Origin of the sequence: Sulfitobacter sp. SK025 (assembly GCF_003352105.1) — a bacterium.
In the GTDB taxonomy this organism is placed as follows: domain Bacteria; phylum Pseudomonadota; class Alphaproteobacteria; order Rhodobacterales; family Rhodobacteraceae; genus Sulfitobacter; species Sulfitobacter pontiacus.
Map to the genome: position 1 here is coordinate 1,825,319 of NZ_CP025808.1, position 18,565 is coordinate 1,843,883.

The following is an 18,565-nucleotide window of genomic DNA, read 5'->3' on the forward strand; positions in this document are numbered from 1 at the left end:
CATGTTCTTCGTCTGGCTCAAACGATATATGCCCCGCGGCATCTATGGGCGCGCTGCCCTGATCCTGCTTTTGCCGGTGGTGATCTTGCAGCTCGTGATGACTGTGATCTTTGCACAGCGGAACTATGAGGGGGTCACCAACCAGATGACCGACACGGTCCTGCGTGAGGTCGAACTGGTCATGCAGGTGGTCGATGACGCCCCCTCCGCCGCTGCCGTTCCCGCCACGGTGCAAGATCGGCTGGCCGCGCTGGACATGGGGGTGACGCCTGTGTCAGCCAGCGAGGTGCCCACGCGCAACCGGATGTCGTGGTATGATTATTCCGGTCGGGTGATGGTGGCGCGGTTCGATGAGTATCTGCCGTCCTTCCTGAGCCTTGATCTGACGCGGCCGTCGGGGGTGCATCTTTATGTGCAGTCGCGCTTTGGCCCACTTGATCTCCAGTTCGAGAGGCGCAGGATTTCGGCGCAGAACCCGCATCAGCTGTTCGTGTATACGTTCAGCTTCGGCTTTGTCATGACGTTGATATCCTTCGTTTACCTGCGCAACCAGCTGCGCCCGATCAAGCGGCTTGCGCGCGCGGCCGAAGCCTTTGGGCGCGGGCGTCATGTGCCATATACCCCGACAGGCGCTGTCGAGGTGCGTGCGGCGGGGGCGGCCTTTGTCGATATGCGCGCACGGATCGAGCGGCAGATTGAACAGCGCACCTTGATGTTGTCGGGGGTCAGCCATGACCTGCGCACGCCCCTGACGCGGATGCGGCTTGGCCTGTCGATGATCGACGAAGACGATGCGGAGCCGCTGTTGCAGGACGTCGATGATATGCAGGGCATGTTGGATGCCTTCCTTGATTTCGCCAAAGGCACCGCAGAGGGGGAGGCCGAACCCCTGGACCCGCACGCTCTGATGCAGACCGCGGTCGAGGATGCGCAACGCGCTGGTCGCAATGTGACCTTGCTCCCACCCGAAGGCGATGGCACCGGCACCGTCCGGCTGCGCCGCATGGCGATTTTGCGCGCGGTGGATAACCTGATTTCGAACGGGGTGCGCTATGGGGCGCGGGCCGAGGTATCTGTGCTGCTGACGGATAAAACCCTGCGGATCAGGGTAGAGGACGACGGCCCCGGCATCCCCGAGGATCGCCGCATCGAGGCCGTGCGCCCGTTCTCGCGACTTGACCCCGCGCGCAATCAGAACAGTGGCAACGGTGGCGTGGGTCTTGGCCTTGCTATCGCGACCGATATCGCCCGCGCCCATGGCGGCGTGCTGCGGTTGGGCAGTTCGGACACTCTGGGCGGTCTGCGCGCCGATATCGTCATCGCACGGTAACGCGCCAAAGGGTCGGTGGCGTCAGCGTGCGGTGGCGTAGTCTTGCAACTGCTCGATGCGCGATCGCGTCAGGTCAATTCGACAGCCAAGCGTCACATTGATCGCTGCCGTTCCCCCCAACATCAAACGCTCGGGAAACGCGCAGTGATATTTGCGGTATTCTTCAAATGCGATCTGAGAGCTTTGAAGCAAGGCGCTCGCCGAGGCATCGGCCTTTCGCGAGAACGCCTGATCAAACGCAGCCAGCGCCGCTTGGGCATCGAGATAGGCGCGCACCATGTCACGCTCCACCTGATCGCCCATTGCAAACAAACATCGATGCACGGCGTTCGGATCTGTCTGCGGCGCGGTGCATTCCGGCAGAAGCTCTGATGCAGGGCCTACTTTTTCAGCGGTGGCCATTGCCGGGATCAACAGCAGCCAAAAGAACACGTATTTCAACATCTGGCGTATCCCTTCGGGCGACATCACAAAGCTACGAAAGAGATACTGCCGCAAAGCACGGCGGAATGCTACCGGTCGGGACAAGGGGGGATGATCGACAAACGGCCCTTGGCGGCGAGACATGCCGCGATCCCCGAAAAGGATTGAGATGAATTTTAGGGAATGTTGGAGCGGGTAACGAGAATCGAACTCGTAACTAAAGCTTGGGAAGCTGCCGTGATACCTTTTCACCATACCCGCGCGCCGTGAGGTGACTTAATCCGATGTGGCGGGTGCGTCAAGCGGGGTTTTTGCCTGACGCGCCCTTTGCCGGTGGTTCCGGGCGGCCCTTAGCGGCGGCGACGTCTGCGGGTGCCGCCGGAGCTGTCGCCGCCGGTGTTGAAGGTCTCGGTCGGGAGGGTGACGATGCTGTTGAGGATCGGGAAGGGCTCTACCGCGTTGGGGATGGCAGAGGCGTTGACGAAATGCTCTTGGAAGCGGGGTTCGATGGCGGTCTCGATCTTGTGGATGTTGCGGACCGTCTCTTCGATCTCGGCACGGCTGGAGGTGTTGAGCAGGGCGATGCGCGCGCCGGTGCCTGCGGCGTTCCCGGCGGATGTCACCTTGTCGAGCGGGGCGTCGGGGATCATACCGAGGATCATTGCATGCTTGGGGCTGATATGGGCGCCAAAGGCACCGGCCAGCACTACGCGGTCCACGTGATCGACCCCGAATTTATCCATCAGCAACCGTGCGCCGGAATAAAGTGCTGCCTTGGCCATCTGGATTTCGCGGATGTCGCGGTTGGTCACGGTGATGCGCGGGCCACCATCGGCGGTGCCATCATAGACCAGATAGGAATTGGTGCGCCCGTCGGCAAAGACATTGGCCGATCCGGTTTGTTCAGCCGTGCCGATCAGGCCGGGGGCGTCGACGATCCCGTGGATGCGCATTTCAGCGACCATTTCAATGATGCCCGAGCCGCAGATACCGGTCACGCCGCTTGCACCGATCTCGGAAAGGAAAGCGGGATCGTCGGACCACAGGTCGCTGCCGATCACCTTGAACCGGGCGATCTTGGTAACGGGGTCAATCTCTACCCGTTCGATCGCGCCAGGGGCGGCGCGCTGGCCGCTGCTGATCTGCGCCCCCTCGAAGGCGGGACCGGTGGGGGACGAACAGGCGAGCACTTTATCGCGGTTGCCCAGCAGGATTTCGGCGTTGGTGCCGACATCTACCACCAGCACCAGATCGTCGGATTTATCGGGGGCTTCCGACAGGGCGACAGCGGCGGCATCCGCGCCCACATGGCCCGCAATGCAGGGCAGCAGATAGACGCGGGCAGAGGGGTGGATGTACAGGTCCAGGTCCATGGCGCGCAGACGCAGCGCGTTTGACGTGGCCAGCGCAAAGGGCGCTTGTCCCAGCTCGAACGGGTCGATGCCCAGAAACAGGTGGTGCATGACCGGATTGCAGACAAACACCGCATCCACGATCATGCCCTTGTCGATGCCGCCCTCGGTGCTGATTTCATCGAACAATGTGTTCATGCCGGCACGGACCGCGCGGGTCATCTCTGCCGCGCCGCCTTCGTTCATCATCGAATAGCTGACGCGGCTCATCAGGTCTTCGCCAAAGCGGATCTGCGGGTTCATCACGCCGGAAGAGGCCACGACCTCTCCGGTTTGCAGGTCGCACAGATGCGCCGCGATGGTGGTGGAGCCCAGATCGACCGCCAGCCCGTAAAGTGAGCCTTCGTAGAAGCCGGGCCAAAGATGCATGATGCGGGCCGGGTTCTCATCATCGCCCAAATGCACGGCGACGGTGACTTTCCATGCGCCCTTGCGCAGGGCAGGTTGCAGCGTTTGCAGGATTTGCAGATCGGCGGTGACATTTTCAAGCTGCCACTGATCGCGCAGGGCGTCGCAGAGCCTCTCCAGATCGCCCGAGGGGTCGTGCATGTCGGGTTCCTGCACCTCGACGTAAAAGAGCTTGGTCGACGGGTTGAGCACGATATCGCGCGCCTCGGCGCGTTTGCGGACCACCTGTTTGTGCACCTGGCTTTCGGCGGGCACATCGATCACCACGTCGCCCATGATCTGCGCCTGACAGCCCAGACGGCGGCCATCGATCAGACCGCGCTTGTCCTTGTAGCGTTGTTCGACGCTGTTCCATTCGGACAGCGCATCCTGCGCCACGGTGACCCCGTGCTTAGAGAATTGCCCATATCCGGGCGAGACCTGACATTTCGAACAGATGCCACGCCCGCCGCAGACGGAATCCAGATCGACGCCCAACTGCCGCGCCGCCGTGAGCACCGGCGTGCCCTTGGCAAAGTGACCGCGTTTGCCCGAAGGCGTGAATACCACAAGGGGATCGTTGCTCATCTATCTTTATCCTCAACACTTTGGCGCACCATAGCGTAGCAGGCGGCAGGTGAAAGCCGCGATGCGGCATAATTCCGGCCATCTGCGCCTGTCTGTGCCCCTGTACCCCCATGACGGCGGCTGCGCGGATCACGTATGCGCGTCAAGCAATGCAGTTAGCGTGCAAATGGGTCTTTCCAATCAAGGCCATCCATGAAATATGAAACCGCCAAATGAACCCATGCAAGCCGAGGTGCAAAATGGAGATTCGTGAGGCTCTGACCTTTGATGATGTACTACTGGTGCCTGCGGCATCCAACGTGTTGCCGTCTACGGCTGACACGCGGACCCGCGTTACCAAATCGATCGCGCTGAACATTCCGCTACTCAGCTCTGCGATGGATACGGTCACCGAAAGCCGCATGGCGATTGCCATGGCGCAGGCGGGGGGCATGGGGGTCATTCACCGCAACCTCACGATCGACGAACAGTCCAAGGAAGTGCGCCGCGTCAAACGGTTTGAATCCGGCATCGTCTACAACCCGATCACCCTGCGCCCTGACCAGACGCTGGCCGACGCCAAAGCGCTACAGGAACGCTACCGTGTCACGGGCTTCCCCGTTGTTGATGAAGCAGGCCGCGTTGTGGGCATTGTGACGAACCGCGATATGCGCTTTGCCTCTGATGATGCCACGCCGGTACGCCTGATGATGTCCTCCGACAATCTGGCGCTGCTGCAAGAGCCCGCCGACCGCGACGAGGCGATCAGCCTGATGAAGGCGCGCCGGATCGAGAAGCTGTTGGTCACCGACGCCAAGGGCAAGCTGACTGGCCTGCTGACGTTGAAAGACACCGAACAGGCCGTGCTGAACCCCACCGCGTGCAAGGATGATCTTGGTCGGCTGCGGGTTGCTGCAGCGACGACCGTTGGCGACGCGGGCTATGAACGCTCGCAGGCGTTGGTCGAGGCCGGCGTTGATATGATCGTGATCGATACCGCGCATGGCCATTCCGCCGGCGTGGCAGAGGCGGTGCGCCGTGCCCGTGAATTGTCGAGCGACGTGCAGATTGTGGCCGGCAACGTCGCGACAGGGGACGCGACCCGTGCGTTGATCGATGCGGGGGCGGATGCCGTTAAGGTTGGCATCGGGCCTGGGTCGATCTGCACCACCCGCATGGTGGCTGGCGTCGGCGTGCCTCAGCTGACGGCGATCATGGATTGCGCCAAAGCCGCGGGCGATGTGCCTATCATCGCTGACGGCGGGATCAAGTTCTCGGGTGATTTCGCCAAGGCAATTGCGGCAGGCGCGTCCTGCGCGATGGTCGGCAGCATGATTGCGGGCACCGATGAATCCCCCGGCGAGGTGATCCTGTACCAGGGCCGCAGCTTCAAAAGCTACCGTGGCATGGGCAGCCTTGGCGCCATGGCGCGCGGCTCTGCCGACCGGTATTTCCAGAAAGACGCCGCATCGGACAAGCTGGTGCCAGAGGGGATCGAAGGTCAGGTGCCGTATAAAGGCTCTGCCAATGCCGTTGTGCACCAATTGGTCGGCGGGCTTCGTGCGGCCATGGGCTATACCGGCTGCGCCACGGTCGAAGAGATGCGCAAGAACTGCACTTTCGTCAAGATCACCAATGCGGGTCTGTCTGAAAGCCACGTGCATGACGTGCAGATCACCCGCGAAAGCCCGAACTACCGGATCGGGTAAGTCCCTTAAATCAAAGGCGTAATCTACGTGACCCAAGCATGACCCCCGGCGCGCGCATCTCTGCCGCCATCGAGATTTTGAACACAATGGCGGACGGTGTCCCGGCGGAGCAAGCCTTGACCCGTTGGGCCCGTGGCAGCCGCTATGCAGGGTCCAAGGACCGTGCTGCGGTGCGCGATCATGTGTTCGATGTCTTGCGGCAGCGGCGGCTGGCCGCGCACCTTGGGGGGGGTGACACGGGGCGGGCGCTGATGATTGGCGTTTTGCGGGCGCAGGGCATCGACCTTGCGCCGCTGTTCAACGGGCAAGGTCACGCGCCACTGCCGTTGTCGGACGCAGAGGCCACGACCCCCGACGCGCCAAGTGATATGGCGACCCTGTGGAACCTGCCGGACTGGATCATACCGCTGTTTCAGGCGTCGCTTGGGGCAGACGCCGAAGCTGTCGCGCAGGCTCTGCAATCGCGGGCACCGATCTCGGTCCGGGTGAATACGGCGCAGGCAACGGTCGCGGATGTGGCAGAGGCACTGGCCGAAGCGGGTATCGAAACACGGACGAATGACCTTTGCGCGACCGCCCTGACGGTGACAGAGGGGGAGCGGAAACTTCGCAATTCTGACAGCTACTTACACGGTGATGTTGAACTTCAGGATGCGGCTAGCCAAGCGGTTGTGGCGGCGCTTCCCGAAGCTGAGCGGATGCTTGATTATTGCGCAGGTGGCGGCGGCAAGGCGCTGGCGATGGCCGCGCGGCGCGATGCGACGGTCTTTGCCCATGACATCGATCCGCGCCGCATGGTGGACCTGCCCGCGCGCGCAGATCGCGCGGGTGCAACCGTCAGACAGGTGACGACCGATGAACTGGACGGGGCCGGCCCCTTTGACGTCGTCTTATGTGATGCTCCCTGTTCGGGGAGCGGGTCGTGGCGCCGGTCGCCCGAAGGCAAGTGGACGTTTACAGCCGGTCGTCTGGAAGAATTGACACAAATTCAGGATAAAATCCTGGATCACGCCGCCACGTTAACCGCCGAAAGCGGGACGCTGGCCTATGCGACATGCTCGGTTCTGCAATATGAAAACGAAGATCGGGCTGCGGCGTTTCTGGCGCGGAACCCGGACTGGACGCAGGTATTTGCCAAGCGTTTCCATGTAGATGCGCAGGGTGACGGATTTTTTACGGCACATTTTAGACGTCGTTGAAGGATCTTTTGAAACAACTTAAAGATGTTATTTCCTTTGACCTGAGACGAAATTAACAGCACATTAACCCTTCTAAGTCTAAATGAACTCGGTTTCATGATTTAGGGGGAAAGTGTTGGCTCAAGAAAGTGCGGCTCGTCAGATCGTCTTTGGTAAGCGTTGGCTGGTGCTATCAGCCTTTGTTATCTTCGCCGCCATCCTTGGTTCAATTGCTCCAGCGCGCTCTTTGGCCATCGTTCTACAGGCCGCCAGCGCCACTGTCGGCCTTGCTGTCTTGGTTAACTTTGTGGTCGCGCTGCGCCGCCAGCGGGTGCAACGCGCGCGGCGTGCGGCGGCAAAAACCACGATGGCTGATGATCCGAACCCCTGTGTGCTTACCACCAAGGAAGGCGATATCGTTGCGCAGAACAACGTCGCGTTAACCACCTTTCTGCGTCCGGCACAGCCCACCATCGCCGACCTGCTCGCGCCGCTTTTCGCGGACCCAGAGGCGCTGTCGTCTCGGCTCGCGGCCAAGGCGACGGAAGGGGGCGCTGCGAAAGAAGACATCAACACCCGCGACGGCACCATGCGCCTGTCCGCGCACCGCGTGGGGGAAGATCTATTTTGGCGGCTCGAAACCTTGTGGGACGCGGCGGAAAACGGCGCTGGCACGAGCGACCACGGGTTGCCAATGGTCATGGCCAGCAACTCGAACGTCATTTTGTTCATGAACGCTGCGGCCCGCAGCCTAGTCGGCAGACGCGTGACGGCGTTGAACCAGATCATCGGCGATATCCCCATCGCTTCGGGGGAATTGGTCACCGTGCAGACTGCCAAAGGCCCCATATGCATGACCGTCGCCGAGATCGGAGCCTCGGCGAACCGCCGCGCACTATATTTTCTGCCCCATGCAAACGACCGGTTTCAGGACGCAGGATGGTCCGCGCTTCAAAACCTGCCGATCCCGCTCATCAAAGTCGCCCCGAGCGGCGAGGTTTTGTCCTTCAACGCGCCGGCAGAGCAGTTGGTGGGCGCGGAATTGACGGAAGGCGTGTCGCTTGCCGACGTGATGGAGGGGCTGGGACGATCAATCTCGGACTGGTTGCAAGATACGCTGGAAGGGAGATTGCTGCAAAAGCCCGAGTTCCTCAGGCTCAAACGCAGCGATCGGGAAGTGTTTGTTCAGATAAGGTTAAGCCTGATTTCCGAAGGCGGCACGCCCACGCTGATCGCCGTGCTACATGACGCGACCGAGCTTAAATCGCTGGAGGCGCAGTTTACCCAAAGTCAAAAAATGCAGGCTATCGGGCAGCTTGCTGGGGGCGTTGCCCATGATTTTAACAATCTGCTCACCGCTATTTCCGGCCACTGTGACCTGCTCCTTCTGCGCCATGACCCGGGCGATCGTGATTACAGCGATCTGGTACAGATCGACCAGAATGCCAACCGCGCTGCGGCTTTGGTGGGGCAGTTGCTTGCCTTTTCACGCAAGCAGACGCTCCGCCCCGAGACGGTCAATATGCGCGACACGCTTGCCGACCTGACCCATTTGCTTAATCGTCTGGTTGGTGAAACGGTGACTCTGACGCTCAGCCATGACCCGATCCTGCAACCCATCCGTGCAGATAAACGGCAGCTGGAACAGGTGTTGATGAACCTGATCGTGAACGCGCGCGATGCGATGCCCATGGGCGGGGAAATCAAGGTCACGACAGAAAATACCCAGCTGGCTGAACCGCTTACACGTGATCGGGTGACCGTGCCCGTCGGGAAATATGTAACTGTTCAGGTCGCTGACGAGGGCGAAGGCATCCCGCAGGATCGTTTGCAAAAAGTGTTTGAACCCTTCTACACCACCAAACGGACCGGCGAGGGGACGGGGCTGGGGCTGTCCACCGCCTACGGTATCGTGAAACAGTCGGGGGGCTATATTTTCGTCGATAGCACGATCGGGGAAGGCACCACCTTCACCCTGTATTTCCCGTGCCATAGCAAGGGCGCGGAGGCATCAGCACCGATGAAACTAACCGCTTCCCGGACCGGATCGAAAAGAGAGGACGGGACAGTTTTGCTGGTCGAAGACGAGGCACCGGTGCGTGCATTTGCCAGCCGCGCGCTGCGCATGCGCGGCTATACCGTTCTAGAAGCAGATTCGGCCGAGATGGCACTAAAAACCCTTGAGGACCAAGCGCTTAATATTGATGTCTTTGTGACCGACGTGATCATGCCGGGGATGGATGGCCCCACTTGGGTACGCGAGGCGCTGAAAGCACGCCCGGGGGTGCCTGTGGTCTTTGTCTCGGGCTATGCCGAGGATAGTTTCGGGGATGCCCAGATGACGATTCCCAATTCTGTTTTCCTGCCTAAACCGTTTTCGCTGACGGAGCTGACGAACACTGTGAACAGTCAGATCCAATAGGCTGGCTGCCCGCTACTCGATCGAGTCGTAAAGCGCGAATTCATCTGCGAATTTGCGTTTGAAACGTTGCTCTATCTCCGGGGAAAGATGCAGGTCCATTTGGGGGGACACGTTTTCTTGTTTCAGATCAAGCGTCACGTCGAGCCTTTGTTCAAGAAAACCTTTTAACCGATCCTGATTCTCGTATCGAAAATAATGGGTTATGCCCGTTCCGTTCGGTTGCGCTGCCATAAAGTTCAGCTGGCTGCCCACATCGGCAAATCCCGGTTTTTTCCCCTTCATATAGGCAAGAATGAATTCATCAAAACTCACATCAAAGGTGGCATTGGGCTTGCCCTGCATAAAGGGCCGCTGGCGATAACGATACCAACTGCCCAGCCAACTGATCGGCTCGCGCATGACGGCCATCAATTCAAGCTCTGTATCACAGACTTTCAGAAACATCGGGCGAATAAACCGGTTGTAGCGATAGACCGGCGCATGTTTCAGCATGGGCGGTTCGGAAATGACCATATCTGCCCGGGGGGCCAAAGCGGTTTCATAGGCGGTGGTGCCGGTTTTTGGAACCGACAAAAACGCAAGGCGTTCCTTAAAAAAAACAAGCACTTGAAAGAAAACCTTTCGTCAGTCGAATAGTAATTTTCGCGTATCAACCGAATGTTAATCAGTTCAATAAATAGATGAAAGGGCAAACAAATACATTGTAATGTTCTCATTTTGATCTCATATGGAACATAGAAAGAACATCAAGATGGTCGGGGTATGATGATTGCGGCTTGCAGACCACTGTGACAGTAAGAGGATAACCTATCATGGCAACGGCAGATCTTTTGACTATGGACAACAAGAAACAAGCTGAAAAGCAAAAGGCCCTGGACAGCGCGCTGGCACAGATTGAACGCCAGTTCGGTAAAGGGTCGATCATGAAGCTGGGGGCCGAAGGCGCCATTCAGGACATCAAGGCCAGCTCGACCGGTTCGTTGGGGCTGGATATCGCGCTTGGTATCGGCGGTCTGCCCATGGGGCGGATCATCGAGATTTACGGCCCGGAATCCTCGGGTAAGACCACATTGACCCTGCATTGTGTTGCGGAGCAGCAGAAAAACGGCGGCGTTTGTGCCTTTGTTGACGCGGAACACGCGCTTGATCCGCAATACGCGCGAAAACTGGGCGTTGATATCGACGAGCTGCTGATTTCCCAGCCTGACACCGGCGAACAAGCGCTTGAAATTACGGATACGTTGGTCCGCTCCGGTGCGGTGAATATGGTGGTGGTCGACTCCGTCGCGGCGCTGACGCCCAAATCCGAGCTGGAAGGCGATATGGGCGACAGCTCTGTCGGGGTGCAGGCCCGTCTGATGAGCCAGGCCATGCGTAAGCTGACAGGCTCGATCTCGCGGTCGAACTGCATGGTGATTTTCATCAACCAGATCCGGATGAAAATCGGCGTTATGTTCGGGTCGCCCGAAACGACGACCGGCGGGAATGCGCTGAAATTCTATTCTTCCGTCCGTCTGGACATCCGCCGCATTGGCGCGCTCAAGGATCGTGACGAGGTGGTCGGCAACGCCACACGGGTCAAGATCGTCAAGAACAAGGTGGCCGCACCGTTCAAGCAGGTCGAATTCGACATCATGTATGGGGAAGGGATCTCCAAGATGGGCGAACTGCTGGATCTTGGGGTCAAGGCTGGCGTGGTTGATAAATCGGGATCGTGGTTTAGCTATGGCGATGAACGGATCGGGCAGGGGCGTGAAAACGCCAAGACCTTCCTGAAAGAGAACACCGCCATGGCAAACGATATCGAAGACAAGATCCGCGCGGCCCATGGGCTGGACTTCGACGGCTCCGACAGCGACGACGCGGATATCCTCGAAGCGTAAAGGCTTGCACCGCAAATGGTTGGAAAAGGCGTGCCCCCTACGGCGCGCCTTTTTTCATGGGGGCTGCCTGTGGACAGTGCTCTTTCGCGAGGGTATTCGAAGGTAATTGTTTTTGCCCCTCGAAAGGCCCCGCATATGAAGACGCTCAACGATATCCGATCAACCTTCCTTGGTTATTTTGAAAAGCAGGGTCACTCGATCCAGCCGTCCAGCCCGCTGGTGCCGCGAAACGACCCCACGCTGATGTTCGCGAACTCCGGCATGGTGCAGTTCAAGAACCTGTTTACCGGCGTTGAAACCCGCGATTATTCGCGTGCGACAACAGCGCAGAAATGCGTGCGCGCCGGGGGCAAACACAACGACCTCGACAATGTGGGCTATACAGCGCGCCACCATACCTTCTTTGAAATGCTGGGTAATTTCAGCTTTGGCGATTACTTCAAAGCCGAAGCCATCGCCTTTTCATGGGAGCTGATTACCAAAGAACTGGGCATTGATCCCAACCGTCTTTACGTGACCGTTTACCATACCGACGACGAGGCTGCGGAGATCTGGAAGAAAGTCGCCGGGCTGCCGGACGACCGGATCATTCGCATCGCGACAGATGACAACTTCTGGATGATGGGGCCGACCGGCCCTTGCGGCCCATGTTCCGAGATTTTTTACGATCACGGGGATCACATCTGGGGCGGCCCTCCCGGATCGCCAGAGGAAGACGGCGACCGGTTTGTCGAGATCTGGAACCTCGTTTTCATGCAATATGAACAGTTCGAGGATGGCAGCCGCACCGCACTGCCGAACCAATCGATCGACACTGGCATGGGGATCGAGCGGGTCGCGGCGCTGCTGCAGGGCACGAACGACAACTATGCCACCGACCTGATGCGCAACCTCATCGAAGCGAGCGCCCATGCCTCCAGCACCGATCCGGATGGCCCGGGCAAGACGCACCACCGCGTGATCGCCGACCACCTGCGGTCGACCTCCTTCCTGATCGCGGATGGGGTGATGCCCTCGAACGACGGGCGGGGCTATGTGTTGCGGCGGATCATGCGCCGGGCGATGCGTCACGCGCATTTGCTGGGGCTGAAAGACCCGTTGATGCACCGCCTTGTGCCCGAACTGGTGCGTCAGATGGGCGGGGCCTACCCCGAACTGGGGCAGGCGCAGTCACTGATTACAGAGACACTGCTGCTGGAAGAAACGCGCTTCAAACAAACGTTGGACCGTGGCCTGAAGCTGCTGGATGACGAACTCAAGGGCCTGCCCGCCGGTGCCGATCTGCCGGGCGAGGCCGCGTTCAAACTCTATGACACCTACGGCTTCCCGGTCGATCTGACTCAGGATGCCCTGCGCGAACAGGACCGCAAGGTTGATCTTGAAGGCTTCAACGCCGCGATGGATGCGCAAAAGGCCAAGGCGCGTGCCGCATGGTCCGGTTCGGGCGAAGCGGCGGATGCGACCGTTTGGTTCGATGTGGCCGAAAAGTCCGGCACCACCGATTTTCTGGGCTATGACACCGAAACCGCCGAGGGGCAGATCGTTGCGCTGATCCAGGACGGTGCCCAGGTGGCCGAGGTGAAACAGGGCGACGCCGTTCAGATCGCGCTGAACCAGACACCGTTTTATGCCGAAAGCGGCGGTCAGGTCGGCGACACCGGCACGATCAAGACCGACAGCGGCGTGGTCACGGTGACCGACACGCGCAAGACCGCGGGCGTTTTCATCCATATCGGCGAGGTGACAGAGGGCACAGTCAAGACCTCTCAGGCCGCGGTCTTGGATGTGGACCACGCGCGGCGGACCTCGATCCGTGCGAACCACTCTGCCACACACCTGCTGAACGAGGCGCTGCGCAAGACCTTGGGGGATCACGTGATGCAGCGTGGCTCTTTGAATGCGGCGGATCGTTTGCGGTTTGATTATAGCCACAACCACGCCATGACGACCGACCAACTGGCCGCGGTCGAGGAAGAGGTGAACAGCTACATCCGCCAGAACACCGCCGTGGAAACCCGGATCATGACCCCGGATGACGCGCGCGAGATGGGGGCGCAGGCGCTCTTTGGCGAGAAGTATGGCGACGAGGTGCGGGTTGTTTCTATGGGCCGCGAGGCCGGTTCGGGCAAGGGCGCGGACAAGCAGACCTATTCGCTGGAACTCTGCGGTGGTACCCACGTGCGCCAGACCGGTGACATCGGGGCCTTTGTGTTGTTGGGCGACAGCTCCAGCAGCTCGGGCATCCGCCGGATCGAGGCGCTGACCGGCACCGAAGCCCTCAAGTGGCTGCGCACGCAGGAAACCGCGCTGACCCGCGTCGCGGCAGAGCTCAAGACCTCGACCGCGGATGTGCCCGATCGCGTCCGTGCCTTGCTGGATGAACGCCGCGCCTTGGCCAACGAGGTCGCTCAGCTGCGCCGCGAGCTGGCCATGTCGGGCGGTGGCGATGCCGGTGCCGCGGCCCCGCGCGAGGTGAACGGGATCAAGTTCATCGCGCAGGTGGTCAACGGTGTGACCGGCAAGGATCTTCCCGCGCTGATCGACGAACATAAGGCCAAGCTCGGGTCCGGCGCGGTGCTGCTGATTGCTGATGCAGACGGCAAAGCAGCGGTCGCGGCGGGTGTCACCGCCGATCTGGCTGCCACGATCTCGGCGGTTGATATCGTCAAGACCGTCGTTGCCGAACTGGGCGGCAAGGGGGGCGGTGGCCGTCCTGAAATGGCCCAGGGTGGTGCCAAAGATGTCGCAAATGCCGAGGCCGCGATTGCCGCAGCCGAAAATGTTCTGAAAGGATAAACGATGCCCGCTTTGTGGATTGCCCATGTCACGGTTACTGACGAGGACGCCTACGGTAAATATGCCAAGCTCGCTGGCCCCGCCATCGCGGCGCATGGGGGCAGCTTTCTGGCCCGTGGTGGCCGCTTCGTGCAGCTTGAAGGCAAGGAACGTCCGCGCAATGTTGTGGCCCGTTTCGCCTCTGTCGAGGATGCGGTCGATTGCTACAACTCCGACGCCTACCAAGAGGCGCTGAGCCACGCCAAAGACGCGTCAGAACGCGAGCTGATGGTCGTAGAAATCGACGGCTAAGCCCAGCTGGCCAAGGCCGCACCCAAGCTCTTGTCAGCGGCCAAGCAAGGCCGCTGACCCCACCAAACCTCCCCCCCACACTTCGCCAGACATAAAAAAAAGCAGGGCAAACCAGCCCCGCTTTCCAAATGGTATAAAATCCTGGGGTCCGGGGCTAAGCCCCGGTCCAGCATCGCTTTGTTTACGCCGACTTTGCCATCCGTTTCCGCTCGTGCGGGTCCAGATAGCGCTTGCGCAGACGGACTGCGTTTGGCGTCACTTCAACCAGCTCGTCGTCATCAATATAGGCGATGGCTTCTTCCAGGCTCAGGGTCATGGGTGTGGTCAGACGGACGGCCTCGTCGGTGCCCGAGGCGCGGACGTTGGTCAGCTTTTTGCCCTTCAGCGGGTTCACCTCAAGATCGTTTTCACGGCTGTGTTCGCCGATGATCATGCCGGTATAGACGTCAGCCTGTGCACCGATCATCATCTTGCCGCGTTCTTCAAGGTTCCACAGGGCGAAGGCCACGGAGGTGCCGTTCTCCATCGAGATCAGGACGCCCGCGCGACGGCCGGGAATCGTGCCTTTGTGCGGTGCCCAGGAATGGAACACGCGGTTAATGACGCCTGTGCCGCGGGTATCGGTCAGGAATTCACCGTGGTATCCGATCAGCCCGCGCGACGGGACATGGGCGATGATGCGGGTTTTGCCGGCACCGGCGGGTTTCATTTCGACCAACTCGCCCTTACGGGTGCCTGTGATCTTTTCGATGACCGCGCCGGAGTATTCGTCATCCACGTCGATGGTGGCTTCTTCGATGGGCTCGTGACGCACACCGTCGATCTCCTGGAACAGAACCTGCGGGCGCGAGATCGAAAGCTCGAACCCTTCGCGGCGCATGTTCTCGATCAGAACGCCCATCTGCAATTCGCCACGACCGGCAACCTCGAAGGCGTCGCCGCCGGGGGTGTCGGAGATTTTGATCGCGACGTTGGATTCGGCTTCCTTCATCAGGCGCTCGCGGATCACGCGGGACTGGACTTTCTTGCCGTCACGACCGGCCAGCGGGCTGTCGTTGATGCCGAAAGTCACGGTGATGGTGGGCGGATCGATCGGCTGGGCAGGGATGGCTTCGTTCACCGATGTATCGGCCAGCGTGTCGGCCACGGTTGCCTTGGACATACCGGCGATGGAAACGATGTCACCTGCTTCGGCCATGTCGATGGCTGTCTGCTCTAGCCCGCGGAAGGCGAGGATCTTGGTGCAGCGGAAGTTTTCAATCAGTTTGCCGTCGCGCGACATCGCCTTGATGCTTTGGCCGGCTTTCAGCGTGCCTGTTTCCACGCGACCGGTCAGCAGACGGCCCAGGAAGGGGTCACCGCCCAATGTGGTTGCCAGCATGGTGAAGGGCTTCTCGGCATTTTCGATCTGCTTGGGCGCGGGGACGTGATCGAGGATCAGGTCGAACAGCGCGCTAAGGTCTTTGCGCGGGCCGTCCAGCTCTGCATCGGCCCAGCCGGAGCGGCCGGAGGCGTACATATGCGGGAATTCAAGCTGTTCGTCTGTCGCATCAAGGCTGGCGAAAAGGTCGAAACATTCGTCCAGTGCGCGGTCAGGCTCGGCGTCGGTCTTGTCGACCTTGTTCAGTACGACGATCGGGCGCAGGCCCAGTTTCAGCGCCTTGGAGGTCACGAATTTGGTCTGTGGCATCGGGCCTTCAGCCGCGTCGACCAGCAGGACAACACCGTCGACCATCGACAGGATGCGTTCAACTTCACCGCCAAAGTCGGCGTGGCCGGGCGTGTCGACGATGTTGATGCGTGTGTTGTTCCAGACGACCGAGGTCGGTTTGGCAAAGATCGTGATGCCGCGCTCGCGCTCCAGATCGTTGCTGTCCATCGCGCGTTCGGTTGTGGCCTGGTTTTCGCGGTAGGTGCCGGATTGTTTCAGAAGCTCGTCAACCAGCGTCGTTTTGCCGTGGTCAACGTGAGCGATGATTGCGATGTTACGCATGTCCATTGGGGTATGCCTTTGATACGGGAGGGGGCCGCGCACGCTCTCGCACCGCAGCATTTGCGCAGCGCTTACCGTGCCCGGCATCAGAAAGCTAGCCCTAAAGGCGATTAGCCGCCGGTGCCTGTGTCTTCTGTGCTGTCGCGCTGGTCGCGGATGGGCAGCGGTTCATTAAAGGTCAGCGTGCGATAGGGGAAGGGGATCTCGATGCCCGCATCATCCAGCGCGCGTTTGACGGCGGCCACGACTTTGTCACGGCTGCTGCGGATGTCGATGGGGCGCGAGCCGGTCCACCATGTGACCTCGAAGTTGATCGCGCTATCCGCGAACTCCTGCGCAAAGATCTCGACGTCGCGCACGTCATCGCGTACAGCATCCACGCCGCGCACCGCATTGGCGATCACTTCGCGCGCGGCATCCACGTCCTCGCCGTAGGCCACGCCGCAGATCACCGTGGTCCGGCGCACATCGCGGGCGGTACGGATGGTGACGGGGTTCTTGAAGAACATCGCGTTCGGGGCGACCACAAGCTGCCCGTCGGTCTGGCGCACATGGGTATCGCGGATCGTGATCTCTTCGACCTGACCCTCAAATCCTTCGCATTCGATGTAATCCTCCACCGCGAAGGGCTCGCGGATCAGAAGCAAGATACCGGCGAGGAAGTTTTCGAACACATCCTTGAAGGCGAAACCGATGGCGACACCGCCCACACCCAAGGCGGTCAGTGCCTTGCCGGGGGTGATGGTGGGAAAGGCGATGGTCACCGCGATCAGCACCCCGAAGAGCCACATGCCCACCACGATCAGCATCATGATCACGTCGACAAGCGACCGCCGCATATGGGCGCGGCGCAGAGCACCGGGCACGACGGCCTGAACGATGCGGATGATGGCCCAGAGAAAACACAGGAAAACGATCGACAGGATAAGCTGCGGCAGGACGCTCCAGAACCCGATGGCGTAGCCTTCTAGCTGATTGCGCAAAGGGTCGGGGAGGGTGCCCCAAACGGAGCTTAGTGAGTCTAACATGCGGCACTTTCGGTCGTTGCGTTACACGCTAACGCCTAAAAGCAGCGGCAGGTTCCGAGAAAGCGCGCGTCAGTGGGTCGCACTGTTGGAAAACAGGTGGATGACCAGCACGCCGCCGATGATCATCGACAGGCCCACCACGGCGGCGAGGTCCAGCTTTTGTCCGAACACGATATAGCCGATACCCGCGATGCAGACGATGCCAAGGCCCGACCAGATCGCATAGACGATCCCCACGGGCATCACCTTGAGCGTCAGCCCCATCAGGTAGAAAGAAATCGCATAGCAGACAACGACGCCGACTGATGGCCAAAGCCGCGTAAACTGTTGCGAGGCTTGCAAAGCGCTGGTGCCCAACGTCTCGGTCAGGATCGCGATCATCAACCAAACGTAATGCATATCCTGACGCCCCCGTTGCTGCTTTCCGGCCCAGTCCTGAGGCGGTCACGGGCCGGTGTCAAGAGCGGGGCTGGGTGCTATACGCCTGCGGATCAGGTCGCGATATAGCGGTCGCGGCGGTGGTTGAAGGTGATGATCAGGTTCAGCACCAGTGCGCCAAGCAGCGAATAGCCCACGACGGAGGCTGGAAACAGGAACAATGCGACCGAAAAGATTACGGCGTCAGTAATCAGTTGGACCCATCCGGCTTTGAACCCCGTGGTGTCCTGCACCAGCAGTGCCACCACCCCAAGGCCGCCAAGCGACCCGTTGTGGCGGAACATCGCCAGCAGACCCAGACCCACCAGCGCGCCAAAGATCACCGCCGCGAGGGCAGGGCTGAGCGACTGGATCGCGAAACCATAGGGCAGGAATTCGGTCACGACCGACAGCATGGTCACGGAAATCAGCGACTTGATCGTGAACTCGGCCCCAAGCCGTTTATACGCAAGGAAGTAGAACGGCAGGTTGATCAGGAAGAAGACCGTGCCAAAGGAATAGCCTGTCAGATAGGCGATGATCACCGCCAAGCCCGCCGTCTGCCCGGTGATGAGACCGGCAGAGGTCAGCACGAAAATTCCGATACCGCAGAGAAAGACTCCAAGGCTGAGGCCTTGAACATCATCTAGCGAAGAATGGTGGAGGGGATCAGCATATGTCATATCGCCCAGATAGGGCAGCTATGTTGACCTGTCTAGGGGTGCTGCA

The 18,565-nt window shown here is 60.2% G+C and carries 14 protein-coding genes and 1 tRNA gene; 7 read left to right on the plus strand and 8 right to left on the minus strand.

What is annotated here, in order from left to right:
• Position 1 precedes the first annotated feature (1 nt).
• The gene (locus C1J04_RS08895) at positions 2–1,330 is read left to right on the plus strand and encodes an ATP-binding protein (protein ID WP_009826850.1); all 1,329 of its coding nucleotides are present in this window, start codon (positions 2–4) and stop codon (positions 1,328–1,330) included.
• A gap of 21 nt (positions 1,331–1,351) precedes the next feature.
• Here C1J04_RS08895 and C1J04_RS08900 read toward each other — a convergent pair whose 3' ends face one another.
• From C1J04_RS08900 to C1J04_RS08910, 3 genes are all read right to left on the minus strand, one after another.
• The gene (locus C1J04_RS08900; RefSeq protein WP_114865345.1) at positions 1,352–1,774 is read right to left on the minus strand and encodes a lysozyme inhibitor LprI family protein; all 423 of its coding nucleotides are present in this window, start codon (positions 1,772–1,774) and stop codon (positions 1,352–1,354) included.
• Between the two features lie 166 nt (positions 1,775–1,940).
• Positions 1,941–2,014 (minus strand) — tRNA-Gly (locus C1J04_RS08905).
• A gap of 89 nt (positions 2,015–2,103) precedes the next feature.
• A complete protein-coding gene (locus tag C1J04_RS08910) occupies positions 2,104–4,140 on the minus strand; it encodes an ASKHA domain-containing protein (RefSeq protein ID WP_009826900.1) in 2,037 nt (678 codons plus the stop codon).
• Between the two features lie 239 nt (positions 4,141–4,379).
• Between C1J04_RS08910 and guaB the strand changes: the two genes are divergently transcribed.
• The 3 genes from guaB (at position 4,380) to C1J04_RS08925 (ending at position 9,428) form a co-directional block, all read left to right on the plus strand.
• Positions 4,380–5,828 carry an IMP dehydrogenase gene (guaB, locus tag C1J04_RS08915; protein WP_009826901.1) on the plus strand — a complete coding sequence of 483 codons (1,449 nt, stop codon included), beginning with the start codon at positions 4,380–4,382 and terminating at the stop codon, positions 5,826–5,828.
• Positions 5,829–5,866: 38 nt separating this feature from the next.
• Positions 5,867–7,027 (plus strand): RsmB/NOP family class I SAM-dependent RNA methyltransferase, encoded by a 1,161-nt coding sequence (locus C1J04_RS08920; RefSeq protein ID WP_009826902.1) that lies wholly within the window; start codon positions 5,867–5,869, stop codon positions 7,025–7,027.
• Between the two features lie 115 nt (positions 7,028–7,142).
• On the plus strand, positions 7,143–9,428 hold the full coding sequence (locus C1J04_RS08925) for an ATP-binding protein (RefSeq protein WP_009826903.1): 2,286 nt from the start codon (positions 7,143–7,145) through the stop codon (positions 9,426–9,428).
• Positions 9,429–9,440: 12 nt separating this feature from the next.
• Here the strand turns inward: C1J04_RS08925 and C1J04_RS08930 are convergent, their stop codons facing one another.
• On the minus strand, positions 9,441–10,034 hold the full coding sequence (locus C1J04_RS08930) for a hypothetical protein (protein ID WP_009826904.1): 594 nt from the start codon (positions 10,032–10,034) through the stop codon (positions 9,441–9,443).
• A 206-nt stretch (positions 10,035–10,240) separates the two neighbouring features.
• Here C1J04_RS08930 and recA point away from each other — a divergent pair, with 206 nt between their 5' ends.
• From recA to C1J04_RS08945, 3 genes are all read left to right on the plus strand, one after another.
• A complete protein-coding gene (gene recA, locus C1J04_RS08935; RefSeq protein ID WP_037954402.1) occupies positions 10,241–11,311 on the plus strand; it encodes a recombinase RecA in 1,071 nt (356 codons plus the stop codon).
• Positions 11,312–11,446: 135 nt separating this feature from the next.
• Positions 11,447–14,107 carry an alanine--tRNA ligase gene (gene alaS, locus C1J04_RS08940; RefSeq protein WP_009826906.1) on the plus strand — a complete coding sequence of 887 codons (2,661 nt, stop codon included), beginning with the start codon at positions 11,447–11,449 and terminating at the stop codon, positions 14,105–14,107.
• A gap of 3 nt (positions 14,108–14,110) precedes the next feature.
• Positions 14,111–14,398 (plus strand): DUF1330 domain-containing protein, encoded by a 288-nt coding sequence (locus tag C1J04_RS08945; RefSeq protein WP_009826907.1) that lies wholly within the window; start codon positions 14,111–14,113, stop codon positions 14,396–14,398.
• 181 nt (positions 14,399–14,579) lie between these two features.
• On the opposite strand, the gene typA is transcribed toward C1J04_RS08945, so the two are convergent.
• From typA to C1J04_RS08965, 4 genes are all read right to left on the minus strand, one after another.
• Positions 14,580–16,397, minus strand: a complete 1,818-nt coding sequence (typA, locus tag C1J04_RS08950; RefSeq protein WP_009826908.1) for a translational GTPase TypA — start codon at positions 16,395–16,397, stop codon at positions 14,580–14,582.
• 104 nt (positions 16,398–16,501) lie between these two features.
• Entirely contained in the window at positions 16,502–17,374 is an 873-nt protein-coding gene (locus C1J04_RS08955) for a mechanosensitive ion channel family protein (RefSeq protein WP_009826909.1), read from the minus strand.
• A gap of 114 nt (positions 17,375–17,488) precedes the next feature.
• Positions 17,489–17,818 carry a DMT family transporter gene (locus C1J04_RS08960; protein ID WP_037954404.1) on the minus strand — a complete coding sequence of 110 codons (330 nt, stop codon included), beginning with the start codon at positions 17,816–17,818 and terminating at the stop codon, positions 17,489–17,491.
• 92 nt (positions 17,819–17,910) lie between these two features.
• On the minus strand, positions 17,911–18,519 hold the full coding sequence (locus tag C1J04_RS08965; RefSeq protein WP_005853215.1) for a YitT family protein: 609 nt from the start codon (positions 18,517–18,519) through the stop codon (positions 17,911–17,913).
• Between the last annotated feature and the right edge of the window lie 46 nt (positions 18,520–18,565).

Coding starts and splice junctions, on each gene's coding strand:
- C1J04_RS08895 (WP_009826850.1), top strand. CDS start 2: ATGTTCTTCGTCTGGCTCAAACGATATATGCCCCGCGGCATCTATGGG.
- C1J04_RS08900 (WP_114865345.1), bottom strand. CDS start 1,774: ATGTTGAAATACGTGTTCTTTTGGCTGCTGTTGATCCCGGCAATGGCC.
- C1J04_RS08910 (WP_009826900.1), bottom strand. CDS start 4,140: ATGAGCAACGATCCCCTTGTGGTATTCACGCCTTCGGGCAAACGCGGT.
- guaB (WP_009826901.1), top strand. CDS start 4,380: ATGGAGATTCGTGAGGCTCTGACCTTTGATGATGTACTACTGGTGCCT.
- C1J04_RS08920 (WP_009826902.1), top strand. CDS start 5,867: ATGACCCCCGGCGCGCGCATCTCTGCCGCCATCGAGATTTTGAACACA.
- recA (WP_037954402.1), top strand. CDS start 10,241: ATGGCAACGGCAGATCTTTTGACTATGGACAACAAGAAACAAGCTGAA.
- alaS (WP_009826906.1), top strand. CDS start 11,447: ATGAAGACGCTCAACGATATCCGATCAACCTTCCTTGGTTATTTTGAA.
- C1J04_RS08945 (WP_009826907.1), top strand. CDS start 14,111: ATGCCCGCTTTGTGGATTGCCCATGTCACGGTTACTGACGAGGACGCC.
- typA (WP_009826908.1), bottom strand. CDS start 16,397: ATGGACATGCGTAACATCGCAATCATCGCTCACGTTGACCACGGCAAA.
- C1J04_RS08960 (WP_037954404.1), bottom strand. CDS start 17,818: ATGCATTACGTTTGGTTGATGATCGCGATCCTGACCGAGACGTTGGGC.
- C1J04_RS08965 (WP_005853215.1), bottom strand. CDS start 18,519: ATGACATATGCTGATCCCCTCCACCATTCTTCGCTAGATGATGTTCAA.